Origin of the sequence: Vibrio splendidus, from assembly GCF_003345295.1 — a bacterium.
Classification (GTDB): domain Bacteria; phylum Pseudomonadota; class Gammaproteobacteria; order Enterobacterales; family Vibrionaceae; genus Vibrio; species Vibrio splendidus_K.
The window spans coordinates 993933-1010954 of record NZ_CP031056.1; the positions used below are offsets into that span (position 1 = coordinate 993933).

Sequence of the window (17022 nt, forward strand, 5' to 3'; positions counted from 1 at the left end):
TGTATGAAAGCTAGAATTCTATTTATCGCTGCATCTGTGGCTGTGTTAGCAGGTTGTCCGGACGATGACGACGATTACTATCGTTATGATGTGAGTGTTACGAACCTCACGCCCAATCAACCAATGTCACCGCTCGCAGTGTTGACTCACAATAATACCTTCAACTTGTTTGAAGTCGGGCAAAGTGCCTCGGTCGATCTTGAATACTTAGCGGAAGGTGGCAGTAATGCACAATTGCTTGCACTCAGTGGCAGTGACGCCAATGTTTATCAAGGCATCTCTGGCAATGGACTGATTCTTTCTGGTGAAATCGACACTGTTTCAATCCGTGTCAATCCTAACCAAGAAGACTACCTCTCCGTCGCTTCCATGTTGGTGAACACTAATGATGCGTTTGTTGGTGAATCCGGTTTGTCGCTCAAGTCATTAGCGGTGGGTGACACCTTCGTCATGAACATGAATGTTTGGGATTCAGGAACGGAATTGAACGACGAGCTTGCTGCAACGATTCCGGGGCCTGCCGGTGGTGGTGAAGGCTTTAACACTGCAAGAAATGACACGGATGTAGTGAGTTTCCATGCAGGCGTAATAAGCCAAGATGATGGCCTGACGACGTCGGCACTAAGTGGCAACCACCGCTTCCTTAACCCAGGCGCAAGAATCACTATTACTCGAACTGAATAATAGGGTTGAAAGCACGATGAAATAATTCCTGTTCTGTTCCGGTCAATTGAAAGGTGGGTAGACTCCGAATAGAGCAGGGATCATGAATAATGCTGCGGTAAATTTGATGGCAAACATATTGTTGATTGAAGACGATGATGACTTAGCTGAACTGGTGAAGATGCATCTTAAGTTCCAAGGCCATGACGTAATCAGGACCAATGTGATTGAAAAGGCTCAGGCGCTCTATGAAGATGGTCATTTCGATTTGATCGTACTGGATCGTGGCTTACCAGACGGTGATGGACTCGATTTTTGTCGAATGTTACGTCAGCAAGAGGACTGGACACCTGTATTGATGCTAACGGCAAGAGATGCGGAGCTAGACAAGGTGTCGGGTTTAGAAGCTGGTGTTGATGACTACATAACGAAGCCTTTCAGCGTTCTTGAATTTCAAGCAAGAGTGAGGAACGTACTTCGCCGTTTAAGCCATGTTGAATCAGCGACTCAAGAGGTTGTGACAGCAGAATCAACTATGAATTTTGGCGGGCTTATTATTCAACCTGAACGCCATCAGGTGTCACTCAATAATCAAGACGTACCGCTGACTGCTACCGAGTTTACCTTACTTCATTTCTTAGCAACCCGTCCGGGACGTGTATACAGCAAAGACGAGTTGCTCGATCATGTTTGGAACACTCATCACTCTGGCTACCACCATACCGTCTGTAGCACAGTCAACCGCTTAAGAACCAAGCTTGCGATGCCGAATAGCGATGATGATTTTATCAAAACCGTTTGGGGTGTTGGCTATAAGTTTGAGTCAAAAGCTTAGGTCTATGTGTCGCGTCCTAAGCTTAAGATCCTTCGAGGAGAAAACATGAGTTTCAAATCGCGTTTAGTGCTGTTCACAAGCTTGTGGTTTCTACTCGTGAGTGTGGTGATTGCTTACACCTATCATTGGCAAAAAGAGACCATAGAACAAAGAACCAAGCAGAGCTTACATAAAGAGCTCGCGGTTCATATGCGTGATGATAATCCTCTCATGATTGGGACCGACTACAACCCTAAAGCACTCAAATCTATTTTCCATACCTTGATGTTGATAGGGCCAGATTTCGATATCTATTTTCTTGATAGTCAGGGCAATATTACGACTCATGCTGCACCGGAAGGCACTGTGTTAGCGAATCAGATAGACCTAGCACCCATTCAACAGTTCTTAAACGACGAGCCATATCCCATTTTGGGCGAAGACCCGATCAACCCAGGCTCTGCTAAAGTATTTTCTGTGGCGGCGATTGAAGAGTTAGGTTCAACCGTGGGGTATTTGTATGTGGTGATTGGCAGTAATCGCCATACTGTAATCACCAACTCTCAGGTTGATACGCCATATATCGCGCTAGCAGGGCTTGTGCTGGTCTCTATCTTGGGCTTTGCAATTGGTGCATATCTGTTAGTGAAACGCAGCTTGTTGAACCCAATAGAGGCGGTAACCAATAAATTGCAGCAACAAGCAGAACAAGATTTTAGGTTAGAACCTAATTTCACACACCAAGTACCAGAATTAGTGCCTATTGCGCGTTCTTATCAATTGATGGCGAAACACATTCAACAACAATTCTTGCAGCTTGAGTATCAGTCATCACACCGTAGACAAAGCTTATTACAGCTCAGTCATGATTTGAAAACGCCACTGTCGAGTGTGTTGGGTTATCTAGAAACGTGGAAGATTAAAAATCCGCAGTCAGACCCGTTGATTGACGTCGCTTACCGCAATGGCAACAAGTTGTCTGAACAGCTCCATTCACTACTCGATAGCGCCAAGAATGATAATCCTGTGCCTACATATCAATACACTTCAATCGATTTCAATATGTTGATGAACGAATGCTTGGAAACGATACAAAGCCAGTATCGCCACAAGAATGTTGAGTTGAACGTCAATATACCTAAAGGAATCAAGGCTGTAGGTGATGGTGATTTGCTTGAGAGGCTGATCTTGAATCTGCTAGATAATGCGTTGAGGCATAGCCCGAGCGGAACAATGGTGTCGTTAGATGTAGGTTTAGAATCGGATTCAAAACGGGTGAAGGTCGTTATCCATAATGAAGTTGAACGAGAAGCACCTAATGGTTCGTTAGGTATTGGCACCAAAATCGCTCAGTCGATACTGATGTTGCATCATAGCGTGTTAGAAACAACAAAGGCAGAGAACTCATTTCAGCAAAGTTTCTACTTGCCTTCGGTATAGTTCTGTCTGCCTTCGATTCGGAGATATTCGAGTCTATCCGTTTTCTTTGCCTTCATTTACCTCAGCATAGAAGTGCAGCAACTCTGTGAGTTCTTTTACCCAACCAAATGCTTCTGTCGGTGCTTTCAACAAAATCTTCTCGACTTTGTCACAGTGAATTTCAAGGCTGATCGCTTGCTCAAGGTTGAACGACATTGCATAGAAGTGCCAAAGCAATAGTCGAGTCATGCGTTCGATGTTTTGTTGTGAGTTATCCGACTCACTAAACGCAAGATTCACTTCACTCAGCGCGATTGCTGTCATTCGCAACATCGCATCAAACTTTGCTGATTGCATACGCTCTTCATTGGTCACTTCTTCCTGTTCGAACGTAAACAGTTCCGTCATTGCATCTTCAGGGACAAGGCGATGAATCATTCTTAAACTAAATTCTTCTAGTTCTTCACGAGGCATGTTGTTTAAGCAAGTTAAAGTGTAATCGCGTTGCATGGTGTTCTCTTGGATCTGCAAAAAGGTCGGACAGTTTAATGGAGAAGCGAGCTCAGAAAAAGCAGATTTTAGATAAGCCTACGTTTGTGGGCTTATCTATGTACTACAAGCCCTAAGATCGATGCTTAGGGCAACTTTACGTTGGTTCAAACGCAGCATCAGGCTTTGCTATGGCTTGGCGGTTGATACTGCATAGACTTGTCATGCTTCATGAAAATGTTGCTCGCGACCAAGCTGCCGATGCAAATCGAACCAAGCGCTAACCAAGTCATCGTATCCGGAATTTCGTTGAACAGTGGGATCGCCAACAAGGTTGCAACAGCGGGTGTTGCACTGCCAAAAGCAGCAGAGCGCTCAGCGCCTAAAGTATTAACAGCATATAAATATGTGAATGCCGCGATTAAGCCGGCGCCCACACCTTGCACAGCTGAATGCACTGCAAGCTCAGTAACTGGCCATTGTGAAATTGGTGTGTCCATCAAATGGCTAGGGAGGGTTCCTGTCATGATGAGGACCAGCAATAGTAAAGTGGAACCGAATGAAATGAAACCTGCACTCACAAGTGCATTAAGATTGGCAACACGTGCTGAGATGGTAAAAGTCGCCCACATCAGGCTGCCACACAAAAACAACAAGTGACCTTTGGTGTATTCAAAGTTGAAGCTGGTTAGGCTACTTCCCAGAAACAACAATATTCCAAGCAAAACCAGACCTAAACCAACGACACGGTGTCGGCTAAGTGGCTGCTTAAAAAAGAGTACAGCGATCCCTGTTACGAACAGAGGAAGCGTTCCCGGAACCAAGGCACTCCCGTGTGATACCGGAACAAACTGCATGGCTGTCCCTGCAACGAGTAAATAAGGCAACCCGCACCCCACAAACATACCAGCCAAGTATCGATTCGGGACAGCAACGATCGTGCTGCGCGCTTTCCACATCAAAGGCAATAGCACCAATGCAGGAATGAGGAATCGAGTCAGTGCGATGTCTGCAGGTGTTAAGTCTGAATTTGCGCCGCCTTTAAGAGAAAGGAAAAAGCTCGCCCAGATGAGCAGAGTGACAATAATAGATAGGTAGCCAAGCTTCATAATAAACAAGGAAAGTGGATGATGACTCATTATGGGGTACTTGGTGTGCCACAGGTTGGCAAATTTTGTTCTAACTTGAGTTATGGTTGATGATTTCTGCTAATATTTTCCTAATTGTTAATGAATTTAACCAATGATCGGTATTTACTATGGATAGGATTGATAGACATCTTCTTGAGTTGCTTCAGAAAGACGGTAGGCTAACCACGGCTGAGCTAGCTGATGAGGTTGGCTTGTCGGCTTCACCGTGCGCAAGGCGCATCAAAAGACTGGAAGAGAAAGGAATCATTGACGGTTATCGCGTGAGCCTGTCGCGAGAACAGGTCGGCATCGCAATGAGTGTGTTTGTTGAGGTGAGCTTAAACAACCACCAAGAATTGTCGATCGATAAGTTTGAAGGCGCAATTGTAGATATGGAAGAGGTGATAAGTTGCCACGTGGTGTCTGGCGCTTATGATTATCTGTTGGAAGTTGTTAGTCCTGACCTTATGGCTTACGAAGCGTTTACCCGAAAGTTACAACGGCTCTCTAACGTAAAAGATATACATACTCATCTTGCGATTAGGCAAGTGAAAGGCAATGCGCCACTTCCGGTTTATACTGACTAAGCTTATAGGTAGGGGAGACGTCTTTGGGGGAAATGAGCTGAAAACGAAATGACTTTCGTTGTTAAACTAGGGTGCCGCTGCTCTTAAAGACTGTCGTCAAATACCAAATGCGCAGCAATAAAAAACGGAGCGCCTCGCGAAAGGCACTCCGTATATGATAGGTGCAAAACTTAGTGATACTTAAAGTTAGAGATTGAACAATCCCCAGTTTGAGCGTTAATTCTGAATGAGAAAGCATGTGAATGATAATCCACACCGTCATTCCAAATCGTCTCTCCAAATATCTTACATAGCTCTAGCTCACTTACTGAACCGAACTCTTCCATGTGTTTAGCTACAGATAAAAGTTTACCTCTTATCTCCGCAGTCCATTCCGTGTTACTCAAGCAGTTGAAAGCCATAGTTTTTTGCATATTACCTAGCCAAAATGTTTCTTGTTATTAAGTTATATGAATAATCATGATAACAATTTCTTGGCGTTTGTAAACCTATTTTGTGATGAATATCTCATATGCTCGCTTGCATTGGTCGGAAATTGAACTTTATTGTTGATAGTTCGCACATTAGTTTTACAACTTATTGATAAAGCTTTGATTAACGACTTATCTGACTATTTTGGCTTGAGGGAAGCATATTTATCGGAAAAATCCAGTCGAGAAAGCGATGAAACCTAGTAATGTTTTCAGTTTGGGCCATCGTTTGTCGGTTGATTTGTGTGGCGTGCTTCGTCAATCATCGTGGCTTCTTTGCGGTATTTTGAAGATAGCTGACGGAACTTTTCACTGAGTGTATGGAGCTCTCGGGAGAGTGATTGTGAGCTTTGTACATGCACCAGCGCACTTTCTGTCTGTCGTGGTAGTTTTGCGTTGGTGCAATGTTTAGCCACGGCTTGCCAAGAATGCGTTAGAGATTCCGTCCCATCTAGCTCGGTAGACACAACGTATGCCTGTTTTAATAGAACCTCAGAGACATCGTAAGCGGTATTCATATGACTATTGAGCTGTAAATTAAACCTTTGTTCGTACTTTGCCCAAAGTTCAATGATCTGCTTTTTGGTGAAATGTTTGGATAACAGCGTTTGTGATTTATAGGTTGAGAGAACTTGGTTGAATTCTTTAGTGTATTGGTTGTACCGCCCTTCAAATGAGAGTTGGCGGTCCAACAGTACTTGCCAGTTTTCACGGTCACAATGGTTTGCTAGCGCGACATTAGCACTCAAAGGTACACTCACAATGATAACTTTCACCCAAAAACTCATGACTTTCCTCTACTTACTGCGTTCTCTATTGAGAGTATAGATGAGCAGCAGCATGAGTTGATGTACACTTAAAAGATACCTAAGACGGAAGAGCTGGTGGATTTGATGAAAAAAGCGCTGATCGCTTTACTTGTGTTGTTAATATTGGGCGGAGGAGGAGCAGCGTACTACTTCTTTGTTATGAAGAAAGACTCACCACCAGCAGACAAAACCGAAGAGTCCGTTGAAGAAGTTGCTCAGCCTGAAGCTGATTTAAAACCGATCATGGAACTTAAACCTGAGCCAGAACAGACAGAGTTTTACGTTCTGGATAGAAAGCTTGAAGTGGTAGAGCAGCCTGAAATTGATGGGTTGATAACAGATTACCTCTATAAAGGTGAAAAGGTCGAAGTGTTAGAGAAACAAGGCGAATGGGCTCGTATCTCAGATTACATCGTTCTAAAAGAAGGCGGGCCACAGACAGCCGAATGGGTTTCGATGTCTGGCCTATCTAATGATGAAGTGATTATTTCCGAGAAAGAAAGCATAGAGATATTGGATTCATATTTGGTTAAATCCGACGATCTTAAGATCCATAAAGAGAAGTTCCGCAATACGGTTGCTGAGCTGATCTCTGATGGCGAATGTGACCCAAGTGACTTCGAAGAATTGGGTGGTTGGGTGAAATCGGTAAAGTACAGTGACCGAGATGTCTATTTTATTTATTGCGGCGGACTATCGCTTGAAAATAAAATTTATTTAGATGTAAATACAAATGAAATATTTACGAAGTAGAATCCTGCGCTCTATTTATTAATAACATTTACTTAAGCCCACTCATAGATTGAGTGGGCTTTTTTTGTCTATTCATAATGTTCAGCTTTCCAATCCAGAACGTTAATTATATTGAGGTTTATATAGAATGATAAGGAACCATTTATTAATGGCTAATTAGAGTTTTGTTATTATTATCATGATCAATCATTTCAAATCCCCACATTGCATTCTTCTTGAAACAAGCTGAGAGATATAGGTTTGTCTCGTATTAACAAAGACTTATCTGCTTGGTGATAAAAGTAAAATTAAATAAACCTTATTAAAATCAAAGTATTGTGTGGTTTTACATCCATGTAACATTTCATTGGTTTTGGGACGAAAGTCTAGTTTTTAATCATGATACGAAAATATTTTATATTTGTAATAATAATTTTTGATTTTGAGCTGTAGGGTTTAATTAAAGAAAAACGTAAAGTTTAATTATCGACTAAGACATTATCTTATTAACATCATTGTTATTTAATCGCTTGTAAGGGATGGAACCATTAATGAAAAAGCTTGCTTTAATTACAGGATCAAAAGGCGGTATCGGCTCAGCAATTTCTTCTAAATTAGTCGCGGATGGCTATCGTGTTATCGCGACCTATTTTACTGGGAATTATCAGTGCGCACTGGATTGGTTTAATGAAAAGCAATTTACTGAAGATCAAGTACGATTGTTTGAATTAGATGTCACCAACACCGCTGAATGTGCACAGAGCTTAAGCAAGTTGTTAGAAGAAGAAGGCACGGTGGATGTTTTGGTCAACAACGCAGGTATTACTCGTGACAGCGTCTTCAAAAAGATGGATGCCGAAGCTTGGAAAGATGTGATTGAGACTAACCTCAATAGCCTTTTCAATGTGACACAGCCTCTGTTTGCTCCGATGTGTGAAAAGGGCAACTGCCGAGTCATCAACATTTCTTCAGTGAACGGTCTTAAAGGTCAGTTCGGACAGACCAATTATTCCGCAGCAAAGGCTGGAATGATTGGTTTTTCAAAAGCACTGGCGGCTGAAGGTGCAAGAAGTGGAGTGACAGTAAACGTGGTTGCCCCTGGCTACACAGGCACACCTATGGTTGAGCAAATGAAGCCTGAAGTCCTTGATTCAATTAAAAACCAAATTCCAATGAAACGTTTAGCGACGCCTATAGAAATTGCAGACGCAGTGGGCTTTTTAGCAAGTGAATCTGGCGCGTACATTACAGGCGAAACATTGTCTGTGAATGGCGGCTTGTACATGCACTAATTGGCGAAACTGAAGGGAATAGAATCATGGAAAAAGTATTTATTGTTGCGGCTAAACGTACTCCTATTGGTGCATTCACCGGGTCGCTAAAAAACGTATCTGCGGGTGAGTTGGCTGGCGTTGCGATCAAAGGCGCGTTGGAGTCCGTAGATCTTTCGTTGGATGCGATTGATGAAGTGATCGTTGGTAATGTGATTTCGGCAGGTCAAGGTATGGGGGTTGCTCGTCAGGCTTCCATCTATGCAGGGTTACCTGAGGAAACACCTGCATACGGTGTGAACATGATTTGCGGCAGCGGCATGAAATCGGTGATGGACGCAGCGTCGCACATCAAAGCACAAGATGCTGAAGTCGTTATTGCGGCGGGTGTTGAGGTGATGTCTCAGATTCCTTTTATTGTGCCACCGAGTATTCGCAACGGACACAAGATGGGTGACATCTCGATGAAAGACTTGTTGGTGGGTGATGGGTTAACCGATGCGTTCAATCACTACCACATGGGCATGACCGCTGAAAACATCGCCAACGCGTTAAATATTTCGCGTCTCGCACAAGATAACTACGCGTTAGAAAGCCAGCAGAAAGCGGTAGCCGCAATTGAAGCGGGTAAGTTCAACGAGCAAATCGTCCCTGTAGAAGTTAAGCAACGCAGACAAACCGTCACTTTTGATACCGATGAGTATCCGAAGTCAGACGCGACATTCGAAGCTCTACAAAAGCTTCGTCCAGCCTTCGACCGAGAAGGAACGGTCACCGCTGGTAATGCTTCGGGCATCAATGATGGCGCAAGTGCCATTATCTTAGCGTCTGAATCTGCGGTCTTGAAATACGGCCTGACTCCACTGGTAGAGCTGAGCAGCTACGCACAATCGGGTTTAGACCCAAAGATCATGGGATTGGGCCCAGTAGAAGCAGTATCTAAAGCGCTAGATAAAGCGGATTTAACTTTAGAAGAAGTTGAGCTATTTGAGCTGAATGAAGCCTTCGCTGCACAGGCGTTAGGCGTAATGTACCAGTTGTCTGAACAACATGATCTGCCGCTTGAAGCGTTCAAATCTAAAGTTAATGTCAACGGTGGCGCTATTGCACTTGGTCATCCTTTAGGGGCATCAGGTAACCGAATTATTGTTTCACTCATCCACGAGATGATCGAGCAACATACCAATTATGGTGTTGCTTCACTCTGTGTGGGCGGGGGAATGGGAACCGCTGTTTTGCTGAAAGGTATCGAGGGTTAGAACTCGATGTGCCGTAGGCGAGCCAAATTGGTTTTTTAAGCTATTTATTTTTTAACTATTTCTTTATTAAGCTATTTCTTCACTAACTATGTATTCACCAGGAGTTACTTATGTACACGGATATTTTCAAAACAATCACAGACCAAACTGAAAAGCAGTTCGAACCGTACTTGAAATTCAATAAGTTGGTTGCAAAGAACGTTCAAACAATGACTGAACTTCAAATGAATGCGTTGCAGACTTATACCGATATGGGTCTTGCACAAATGAAAGCAGTCAGTGAAATCAAAGACGTAAATAGCCTCACCGCTTTTAACGGCCAGCAACTAACGGCACTTACTCAATTGTCTCAACAGATGATGATTGATAGCTCAAAAATGCAAGCTGCTGCAAAAGAGTTCAAAGAAGATGTTGAAACACTAACAACTGAAAACTTGAAAACAGTTACACCTGCATAAAATTAGTCGCCTTCAAGTTGGTACAGGTTGGCCTGTGCCGCTTGGTGGCGATTTTCCGATTATTGGAGTCATGTTATGTTTCAACACTTCTTTTCGGACTACCTTGTTAAGCTTCAACAAACGAACCAGCAATGGTGGGAAAATTTTGAACAAAACAAGGAAGCCGCGCAATCTCCCCTAAATAAAGCGATGCAAGAATTGAATTTTAATGACGCATCGAAAATTTTTGAGCAAGCCGCAAACCAACCAGCCGTTCTACTTCAACTGCAATCCCAATGGTGGGAACAGCAACTGCAAATCTGGCAAAACGCTGCACTGATGGGTAACACCGAGAGCGTTATCGCTGAAGATCGTGGTGACAAGCGTTTTATCGATGATGCATGGAAGAACGACCCTTTCTATAGCTTCATCAAGCAATCTTACTTGCTGTTTAGTAAAAGCTATATCGATACCATCAACTCGATTGAAGGCATTGACGAGAAAACCAAAGAGCGTGTAGCGTTCTTTTCACGTCAGGCTATCAATGCCATGTCCCCAAGTAATTTTATCGCGACTAACCCGGAGCTGATGAAGCTGACTCTTGAGAGAAATGGCGAAAACCTTCTTGATGGGTTAGAGCAGTTGCAAGCGGACGTGGAAGCGAGTGCCGACATCCTTAAGATCCGTATGACCAACAATAATGCATTCCGATTGGGTGTGGATGTTGCGAATACAGAAGGTGATGTCGTCTTCCAAAATGATTTGTTTGAATTGATTCAGTATCACCCGAAGACCCCACAAGTCAATGCGACACCATTGTTGATCGTTCCGCCGTTTATCAATAAGTACTACATTCTCGACCTTCGAGAAAAGAACTCGATGGTGCGTTGGCTGCTTGAACAAGGGCATAGCGTATTTATGATGTCTTGGCGCAATCCGGGTGTGGCACAGAAAGACCAAGAATTCGGAGACTACGTCACGGAAGGTGTCGTTAAGGCGGTCACAGCTATTGAAGACATCACCGGCAAAGAGCAAATCAATGCCGCAGGTTATTGTATTGGCGGTACGGTACTCGCATCTACAGTGGCTTACTATGCGGCTAAGCGTATGAAGAAGCGCATAAAAACGGCGACCTTCTTTACCACGTTATTAGATTTCTCGCAGCCAGGTGAGGTTGGGGCGTACATCAATGAGACGATAATCGACGCTATTGAGAAACAGAACGACGCTAAAGGTTATATGGATGGTCGCTCGTTGAGCGTGACGTTCAGTTTGCTTCGAGAGAACAGCTTATACTGGAACTATTACATCGATAACTACCTCAAAGGCAGCAGCCCGATGGAGTTTGATCTTCTGTACTGGAACAGTGATAGCACTAACGTGGCGGCTAAATGCCATAACTTCTTGCTGCGAGAGCTTTATCTTGAAAACAAACTGGTTCAAGACAAAGGCGTAAAAGTAGGCGGTGTTTGGATTGATTTGAATAAGATCAAAATTCCAAGCTACTTTATCTCAGCCAAAGAAGACCATATTGCTTTGTGGCAAGGGACTTACCGTGGTGCATTGAACACTGGTGGAAACAAAACGTTTGTTCTGGGTGAGTCGGGTCATATTGCCGGCATTGTTAACCATCCAGAGATAAAGAAATACGGCTACTGGTTGAACGACAACCTAGACGACTCTGCTGACGAATGGCTAAATAACGCAAGTCACAACGAAGGCTCATGGTGGACACACTGGGATCAATGGTTACAAGGCTTTGAAGCTGACGAGAAAATCGAACCTTTCAATCAAGGTTCCGAGCTTCATCCTGTGATTGGCAAGGCTCCGGGTAACTATGTAAAACAGGTGCTGCCGATTGTTGATAAGGAAGATGTCGATAAAGAGAACGTCGATCCAGAAGCTTCGGAAAACCAAGCTTAACGTTTTGCCTCTTACTTAACAGTAGAAATACCTTACAGTAGAAGTAAGAAATGCCAGACAATAAAAAAGCCACTGAATTCAGTGGCTTTCTAGTGTCAACTCATCTCAAAAATAACTGGTAAAAGTTGACGCAATTTCGATTTCTAATCGATTTCTTTGTCTTTAGTCATAGATAAAAGCCAAAGAGATACGGCTGCAACACCTGCAAAGCCACCAAGAATGATAACTGGCATAGCACTGTAACCTAGGATGTGCCAAATTACGCTTTCTAAAGTACTCATTCAATCGCTCCTTATTGCCAGCCTTCAACGCCGTGCATGTCTGGTAGTTTATGTGCGATACCTTTGTGGCAATCTACACACGTTTTTTCACCAGAAGCTAGCGCAGTTGAGTGTTGTTTCGCACTACGAGGGCTCTGCTCTGAGAAGTCCATGTAATCGAACTGGTGACAGTTACGACACTCAAGTGAGTCATTGCCTTTCATACGTTTCCACTCGCGTTCAGCAAGGTGAGCACGACGTGCTTTGAACTTCTCTTCAGTATCGATGGTTTTTGCAATGAAGTGCGCGTACAACTCTTTAGATGCCTGAACCTTACGAACAATTTTATCTGTCCACTCGTGAGGTACGTGACAATCTGAACAGATAGCACGAACGCCTGAGCGGTTAGAGTAGTGAATTGTTTCTTGGATTTCAGCAACAATAGGAGCGTGACAACCAGAACAGAACTCTTCTGTGTTGGTTGCTTGCATACCTGTGTTAAATGCACCCCAGAACAAAAGACCGCCTGCGAATCCCAAGAAAAGTACAACGCCTACCGCTGCTTTACTTGGTGTCGCGAGTCTTTTCCAAAACGCTTTAAGTAATTTTATCATATATAGCCTCTCTTACCGTCTGGCTACGATTAACGCAGTGAATCTACAGGTTTGAACTCGTTCTCAACTAGTGGTTTAGCATTAGCTTGAGGTACGTGACACTGTAGACAGAAATAACGACGAGGTGATACGTCTGCAAGTACCGCATCTTCACGGTTCATGTAGTGAGTTACACTCACTTTAGTAGCACCCATTTCTTTTGCGTTTTTCCAGCTGTGGCAAGAAAGACACTTGTTTGCGTTAAGAGAAACTTCATAGCTACGAATAGTATGAGGCACTAGAGGTGGTTGGTATACGTAGTCACTCTCGAGTACTTGGTCACGAGGGAACTTTTTGAAGTCATCTGCTGCACGAGTAGCTTCAAGTTCACTTGCACCACGTAGAGATTCTACGCCACCAATGCCGCCTGGGTTATCCAGCTCAGCTTGAGCTTGAACTGCACCAGCTAGCAAAAGACCAGCTGATAGTAGGGCAGTAATCAGTTTTTTCATGGTTAATTTCTCCGCCTAAAGGCTAATTCTTTGAGTGGACTACTTCTTTCAAAAAGTGATGAAAAAAGTAGTCGCAATATTAAATACGTTAGATCTTGTATCTAGGTTCCAAAAGCAATTGGCGCTTAAGAAACCTTAGTGATCTTAACTGGACACTTCTTGTAATCCGTCTGCTTAGACAGAGGATCCGTTGCATCCAAGATCAACTTGTTGATCAGAATTCTTGCATCAAAGAATGGTACGAATACCAAGCCTTGTGGTGGACGGTTACGACCACGAGTTTCAACACGAACGCGTACTTCACCACGTTTGTTTTCGATAAGAACTTCATCACCACGGCGAAGGCCACGAGCTTTAGCGTCAGCAGGGTGGATGTAACAAAGTGCATCCGGTACTGCTTTGTAAAGTTCTGGTACACGACGAGTCATAGTACCTGTATGCCAGTGCTCAAGAACACGACCTGTACATAGCCACATATCGTATTCATCGTTTGGTACTTCTGGTGGCGCTTCGTATGGAGCGTTGATGATCAGCGCTTTACCATCTGGCTTACCGTAGAAGTCCCAATCAGAACCTTTCTTAGCGTATGGATCTGAACCTTCTTTAAAGCGCCATAGTGTTTCTTTACCGTCAACAACTGGCCAACGTAGACCACGAACTTGGTGGTAGCGATCGTATGGTGCTAAATCGTGACCGTGGCCGCGACCAAAGGCTGCGTATTCTTCGAATAGACCTTTTTGAACGTAGAAACCTTGAGCTTGTGCATCGTCGTTAAGCTCTTGAGCTTCAGACAGTGGGAATGCATCAACGTTGCCGTTTTTGTAAAGCACGTCGTACATGGTTTTGCCGCGGTACTCAGGCATTTTCGCAACCAGTTCTTCGCCCCAAACTTCTTCAATAGTGAAGCGCTTAGAGAACTCCATGATTTGCCATAGGTCAGACTTCGCGTCACCCACAGTTTTAACTTGTTGGTACCATGCTTGTGTACGACGTTCAGCGTTACCGTAAGCACCTTCTTTTTCGATCCACATTGCTGTTGGAAGGATAAGGTCAGCCGCTTGAGCTGTTGCCGTTGGGTATGGGTCAGAACATACAATGAAGTTGTCTGGGTTGCGGTAACCTGGCAGACGTTCAGTGTTGATGTTTGGACCAGCTTGCATGTTGTTGTTACACATTACCCAGTACGCATTGATCTTGCCGTCTTTAAGCATACGGTCTTGAACAACAGCGTGAGCACCCGGTTTAGCAGGGATAGTGCCTTCTGGAAGTTTCCAGATGTCTTCTGCGATCTTACGGTGTTTAGGGTTAGCAACCACCATATCTGCTGGTAGACGGTGAGAGAACGTACCAACTTCACGAGCTGTACCACACGCAGATGGTTGGCCAGTTAGTGAGAATGGGCTGTTACCTGGAGTAGAAATCTTACCTGTTAGAAGGTGGATGTTGTACACAAGGCTGTTCATCCAAACGCCACGAGTATGTTGGTTCATACCCATAGTCCAAAGTGACATTACTTTGATGTTTGGATCCGCGTATTGCTTCGCAAGTTTGATTAGATCATCTTGAGAGACACCTGACATTTCAGACGCTTTCTCAACGGTGTATTCAGCAACAGAAGCTTTGTAGTTCTCGAAGCTGATATCAGTCATTTTGCCTGAGTTAGGGTTCGCAGCGGCTTGCTGTAGTGGATCGTCGTCACGAAGGCCATAACCGATGTCTGTCGTTGCTTGCTTGAAGTTAGTGTGTTTGTTCACGAAGTCCCAGTTAACGGCATCGTTTTGAATGATGTAGTTAGCAATGAAGTTAGCAATCGCTAGATCTGATTGAGGTTCGAAGATATAACCCGTGTCTGCAAGCTCAAAAGAACGGTGGTAGTAAGTAGACAGTACGTTTACTTTAACGTGTGGGTGGCTTAGACGACGGTCTGTAATACGAGTCCATAGTACTGGGTGCATTTCTGCCATGTTTGAACCCCACAGTACAAATGCGTCTGCGTGTTCAAAGTCATCGTAACAACCCATTGGCTCATCGATACCGAAGGTACGCATGAATGCACCTACCGCAGAAGCCATACAGTGACGAGCGTTTGGATCGATGTTGTTTGAACGGAAGCCCGCTTTCATCATCTTAACGGCTGCGTAGCCTTCCATTACAGTCCACTGGCCTGAACCGAACATACCAACGCCTGTTGGACCGTTTTTCTTCAGAGCGGCTTTCCATTTCTCGGCCATTACGTCGAAAGCTTGGTCCCAAGATACTGGTGTAAAATCACCATCTTTGTGGAACTCGCCGTCTTTCATACGAAGAAGAGGCTGTTCAAGACGGTCTTTACCGTACATGATTTTTGAAAGGAAGTAGCCTTTAATACAGTTAAGGCCTTTGTTTACAGGTGCTTCTGGGTCGCCTTGAGTCGCAACCACTTTACCGTTTTGAGTACCAACTAGTACCGAACAGCCCGTACCACAAAAACGACAAGGCGCTTTATCCCACGTGATTTTTGTTTGATCAGAGCTAGCAATCAGGTTGGTTGCTGTTGCTGGCAGAGTTACACCGGCAACGGCTGCCGCTGATGCAGCTGCGTTTGCTTTCACAAACGCGCGTCTTGTCATTTTCATACTTCACCCTCAAGTTGAGAATTGTTGCTTCCAGTTTCTAAATCCGTTTCGTCGAGCTCAGTTTCGATTTGGTGATAAACCAAAGCTGTGCCTAAAACGTTCGTAATATTATTAATTTCTTCGATGGTGTCCGTTACAAAACCTTGGTTTTCGGTTTCTAGGACTACTATGATTTTGCCTTCAGGGCTGCTGCCGTAAATCTCTGCGTTATCGAATTTCTCGATTTGTGCTTTGATCTCGTCTAGATGCTCTGGGCTCACATGCACGACTAAACTTGATATATGCACTTCATTTAGTGCCATAAATTGCTCTCGTTATTTTTGTTTTATGCATTACTCACAAGAATAGCTGAAGTAGGGCAAACTGCTACGCAGGCTCCACAACCGTTACACTCATCTAACTCGATTTTTGGTAGAGCAACACTGCCTGCTCTAAGTTGAAATTGAATAGCCATAGGTTCACACATGTCACCACAGCTTCGGCATTCAACATTTTGTTGCGCTAAGCATTTATCAGAGATACTTGCTTTTGCTTGCCAAGGTGTTTCTTCCTTGGGTTTAAAAATTGGTTCAGGACAAACGTCAGCACATTGATAACAAAAAGTGCATTCGTCTTTTGAATAATCGACAGTAGGAAAACCACCATCGCCTACAATGATTATCTTAGTCTCACAATTTTCGATACATTTACCGCAGCGAGTGCAGTCATCTGTAAAGCTTTCTAGGCTGTTAATCCAAGGCAATCGAATCTGGCTTGAATCTACTTTTCGCCTAGAAAATAGGCGTCGTCTCGATAGGTCTACCACTAAATGCCTACTAATGTTGCTAAGATGTTGTAATTGTAGATCATTGTTTTGTTAATATCTTGTCATTTATCCTCACAAGTAGTGTAGTTTTAGAAATATTTGTATAAATACCCCTTAAGGGCTAAATAGGATCCTATATTGTCTTAGATCAATAAATTACGAAGCGTTTGGTCACATATTGAATGGAGCTCTGTTTTTTGATGTGTGACAATAGGTTTCGGACAGCCACTTATA

At 43.7% G+C, this 17022-nt stretch carries 19 protein-coding genes; 9 read left to right on the forward strand and 10 right to left on the reverse strand.

Going from position 1 to position 17022, the window contains the following annotated elements; translation table 11 throughout:
- Positions 1-3: 3 nt before the first annotated feature.
- From DUN60_RS20055 to DUN60_RS20065, 3 genes are all read left to right on the forward strand, one after another.
- Positions 4-684 carry a spondin domain-containing protein gene (locus DUN60_RS20055; protein WP_114635227.1) on the forward strand — a complete coding sequence of 227 codons (681 nt, stop codon included), beginning with the start codon at positions 4-6 and terminating at the stop codon, positions 682-684.
- An 82-nt stretch (positions 685-766) separates the two neighbouring features.
- Positions 767-1498, forward strand: coding sequence for a response regulator transcription factor (locus tag DUN60_RS20060; protein WP_086050852.1), 732 nt, complete (start codon positions 767-769; stop codon positions 1496-1498).
- Positions 1499-1543: 45 nt separating this feature from the next.
- Positions 1544-2917 (forward strand): sensor histidine kinase, encoded by a 1374-nt coding sequence (locus DUN60_RS20065; protein WP_114635228.1) that lies wholly within the window; start codon positions 1544-1546, stop codon positions 2915-2917.
- 33 nt (positions 2918-2950) lie between these two features.
- Here the strand turns inward: DUN60_RS20065 and DUN60_RS20070 are convergent, their stop codons facing one another.
- Both DUN60_RS20070 and DUN60_RS20075 read right to left on the reverse strand, forming a co-directional pair.
- Entirely contained in the window at positions 2951-3406 is a 456-nt protein-coding gene (locus DUN60_RS20070) for an exoribonuclease R (RefSeq protein ID WP_086050854.1), read from the reverse strand.
- A gap of 158 nt (positions 3407-3564) precedes the next feature.
- The gene (locus tag DUN60_RS20075) at positions 3565-4494 is read right to left on the reverse strand and encodes a DMT family transporter (RefSeq protein WP_114635229.1); all 930 of its coding nucleotides are present in this window, start codon (positions 4492-4494) and stop codon (positions 3565-3567) included.
- A gap of 149 nt (positions 4495-4643) precedes the next feature.
- Between DUN60_RS20075 and DUN60_RS20080 the strand changes: the two genes are divergently transcribed.
- On the forward strand, positions 4644-5102 hold the full coding sequence (locus DUN60_RS20080) for an Lrp/AsnC family transcriptional regulator (protein WP_114635230.1): 459 nt from the start codon (positions 4644-4646) through the stop codon (positions 5100-5102).
- Positions 5103-5272: 170 nt separating this feature from the next.
- Here DUN60_RS20080 and DUN60_RS20085 read toward each other — a convergent pair whose 3' ends face one another.
- A complete protein-coding gene (locus DUN60_RS20085) occupies positions 5273-5515 on the reverse strand; it encodes a hypothetical protein (protein ID WP_017062621.1) in 243 nt (80 codons plus the stop codon).
- Positions 5516-5784: 269 nt separating this feature from the next.
- On the reverse strand, positions 5785-6360 hold the full coding sequence (locus DUN60_RS20090) for a hypothetical protein (RefSeq protein ID WP_114635231.1): 576 nt from the start codon (positions 6358-6360) through the stop codon (positions 5785-5787).
- Between the two features lie 96 nt (positions 6361-6456).
- Between DUN60_RS20090 and DUN60_RS20095 the strand changes: the two genes are divergently transcribed.
- The 5 genes from DUN60_RS20095 (at position 6457) to phaC (ending at position 12003) form a co-directional block, all read left to right on the forward strand.
- Positions 6457-7134, forward strand: coding sequence for an SH3 domain-containing protein (locus DUN60_RS20095; protein WP_114635232.1), 678 nt, complete (start codon positions 6457-6459; stop codon positions 7132-7134).
- 530 nt (positions 7135-7664) lie between these two features.
- Positions 7665-8405, forward strand: coding sequence for an SDR family oxidoreductase (locus DUN60_RS20100; protein ID WP_054545568.1), 741 nt, complete (start codon positions 7665-7667; stop codon positions 8403-8405).
- A gap of 26 nt (positions 8406-8431) precedes the next feature.
- Positions 8432-9643 (forward strand): acetyl-CoA C-acetyltransferase, encoded by a 1212-nt coding sequence (locus DUN60_RS20105; protein WP_114635233.1) that lies wholly within the window; start codon positions 8432-8434, stop codon positions 9641-9643.
- 110 nt (positions 9644-9753) lie between these two features.
- The gene (locus DUN60_RS20110; RefSeq protein WP_114635234.1) at positions 9754-10101 is read left to right on the forward strand and encodes a phasin family protein; all 348 of its coding nucleotides are present in this window, start codon (positions 9754-9756) and stop codon (positions 10099-10101) included.
- 75 nt (positions 10102-10176) lie between these two features.
- A complete protein-coding gene (gene phaC, locus DUN60_RS20115) occupies positions 10177-12003 on the forward strand; it encodes a class I poly(R)-hydroxyalkanoic acid synthase (RefSeq protein ID WP_114635235.1) in 1827 nt (608 codons plus the stop codon).
- A gap of 143 nt (positions 12004-12146) precedes the next feature.
- Here phaC and DUN60_RS20120 read toward each other — a convergent pair whose 3' ends face one another.
- The 6 genes from DUN60_RS20120 to napF all read right to left on the reverse strand — a co-directional run bounded on the left by DUN60_RS20120 (position 12147) and on the right by napF (position 16788).
- On the reverse strand, positions 12147-12284 hold the full coding sequence (locus DUN60_RS20120) for a TIGR02808 family protein (RefSeq protein WP_004731329.1): 138 nt from the start codon (positions 12282-12284) through the stop codon (positions 12147-12149).
- Positions 12285-12295: 11 nt separating this feature from the next.
- Complete coding sequence (locus tag DUN60_RS20125; protein WP_017105877.1) at positions 12296-12877, reverse strand: NapC/NirT family cytochrome c; 582 nt, start codon at positions 12875-12877, stop codon at positions 12296-12298.
- A 29-nt stretch (positions 12878-12906) separates the two neighbouring features.
- On the reverse strand, positions 12907-13368 hold the full coding sequence (locus tag DUN60_RS20130; RefSeq protein ID WP_004731324.1) for a nitrate reductase cytochrome c-type subunit: 462 nt from the start codon (positions 13366-13368) through the stop codon (positions 12907-12909).
- Between the two features lie 125 nt (positions 13369-13493).
- Positions 13494-15983, reverse strand: coding sequence for a periplasmic nitrate reductase subunit alpha (napA, locus tag DUN60_RS20135; protein WP_054545564.1), 2490 nt, complete (start codon positions 15981-15983; stop codon positions 13494-13496).
- On the reverse strand, positions 15980-16285 hold the full coding sequence (locus tag DUN60_RS20140) for a chaperone NapD (RefSeq protein ID WP_004731320.1): 306 nt from the start codon (positions 16283-16285) through the stop codon (positions 15980-15982). Before DUN60_RS20140 ends, napA begins: the two co-directional genes overlap by 4 nt.
- 23 nt (positions 16286-16308) lie before the next feature.
- On the reverse strand, positions 16309-16788 hold the full coding sequence (gene napF, locus DUN60_RS20145) for a ferredoxin-type protein NapF (protein ID WP_017078318.1): 480 nt from the start codon (positions 16786-16788) through the stop codon (positions 16309-16311).
- Between the last annotated feature and the right edge of the window lie 234 nt (positions 16789-17022).

What these genes read in the sequence shown, in the direction of transcription:
- DUN60_RS20060 (WP_086050852.1), top strand. Translation starts at nt 767, where the DNA reads ATGAATAATGCTGCGGTAAATTTGATGGCAAACATATTGTTGATTGAA.
- DUN60_RS20105 (WP_114635233.1), top strand. Translation starts at nt 8,432, where the DNA reads ATGGAAAAAGTATTTATTGTTGCGGCTAAACGTACTCCTATTGGTGCA.
- DUN60_RS20110 (WP_114635234.1), top strand. Translation starts at nt 9,754, where the DNA reads ATGTACACGGATATTTTCAAAACAATCACAGACCAAACTGAAAAGCAG.
- DUN60_RS20120 (WP_004731329.1), bottom strand. Translation starts at nt 12,284, where the DNA reads ATGAGTACTTTAGAAAGCGTAATTTGGCACATCCTAGGTTACAGTGCT.
- phaC (WP_114635235.1), top strand. Translation starts at nt 10,177, where the DNA reads ATGTTTCAACACTTCTTTTCGGACTACCTTGTTAAGCTTCAACAAACG.
- DUN60_RS20070 (WP_086050854.1), bottom strand. Translation starts at nt 3,406, where the DNA reads ATGCAACGCGATTACACTTTAACTTGCTTAAACAACATGCCTCGTGAA.
- DUN60_RS20130 (WP_004731324.1), bottom strand. Translation starts at nt 13,368, where the DNA reads ATGAAAAAACTGATTACTGCCCTACTATCAGCTGGTCTTTTGCTAGCT.
- DUN60_RS20100 (WP_054545568.1), top strand. Translation starts at nt 7,665, where the DNA reads ATGAAAAAGCTTGCTTTAATTACAGGATCAAAAGGCGGTATCGGCTCA.
- DUN60_RS20090 (WP_114635231.1), bottom strand. Translation starts at nt 6,360, where the DNA reads ATGAGTTTTTGGGTGAAAGTTATCATTGTGAGTGTACCTTTGAGTGCT.
- napA (WP_054545564.1), bottom strand. Translation starts at nt 15,983, where the DNA reads ATGAAAATGACAAGACGCGCGTTTGTGAAAGCAAACGCAGCTGCATCA.
- DUN60_RS20140 (WP_004731320.1), bottom strand. Translation starts at nt 16,285, where the DNA reads ATGGCACTAAATGAAGTGCATATATCAAGTTTAGTCGTGCATGTGAGC.
- DUN60_RS20125 (WP_017105877.1), bottom strand. Translation starts at nt 12,877, where the DNA reads ATGATAAAATTACTTAAAGCGTTTTGGAAAAGACTCGCGACACCAAGT.
- DUN60_RS20085 (WP_017062621.1), bottom strand. Translation starts at nt 5,515, where the DNA reads ATGCAAAAAACTATGGCTTTCAACTGCTTGAGTAACACGGAATGGACT.
- DUN60_RS20065 (WP_114635228.1), top strand. Translation starts at nt 1,544, where the DNA reads ATGAGTTTCAAATCGCGTTTAGTGCTGTTCACAAGCTTGTGGTTTCTA.
- DUN60_RS20075 (WP_114635229.1), bottom strand. Translation starts at nt 4,494, where the DNA reads ATGAAGCTTGGCTACCTATCTATTATTGTCACTCTGCTCATCTGGGCG.
- DUN60_RS20080 (WP_114635230.1), top strand. Translation starts at nt 4,644, where the DNA reads ATGGATAGGATTGATAGACATCTTCTTGAGTTGCTTCAGAAAGACGGT.
- DUN60_RS20055 (WP_114635227.1), top strand. Translation starts at nt 4, where the DNA reads ATGAAAGCTAGAATTCTATTTATCGCTGCATCTGTGGCTGTGTTAGCA.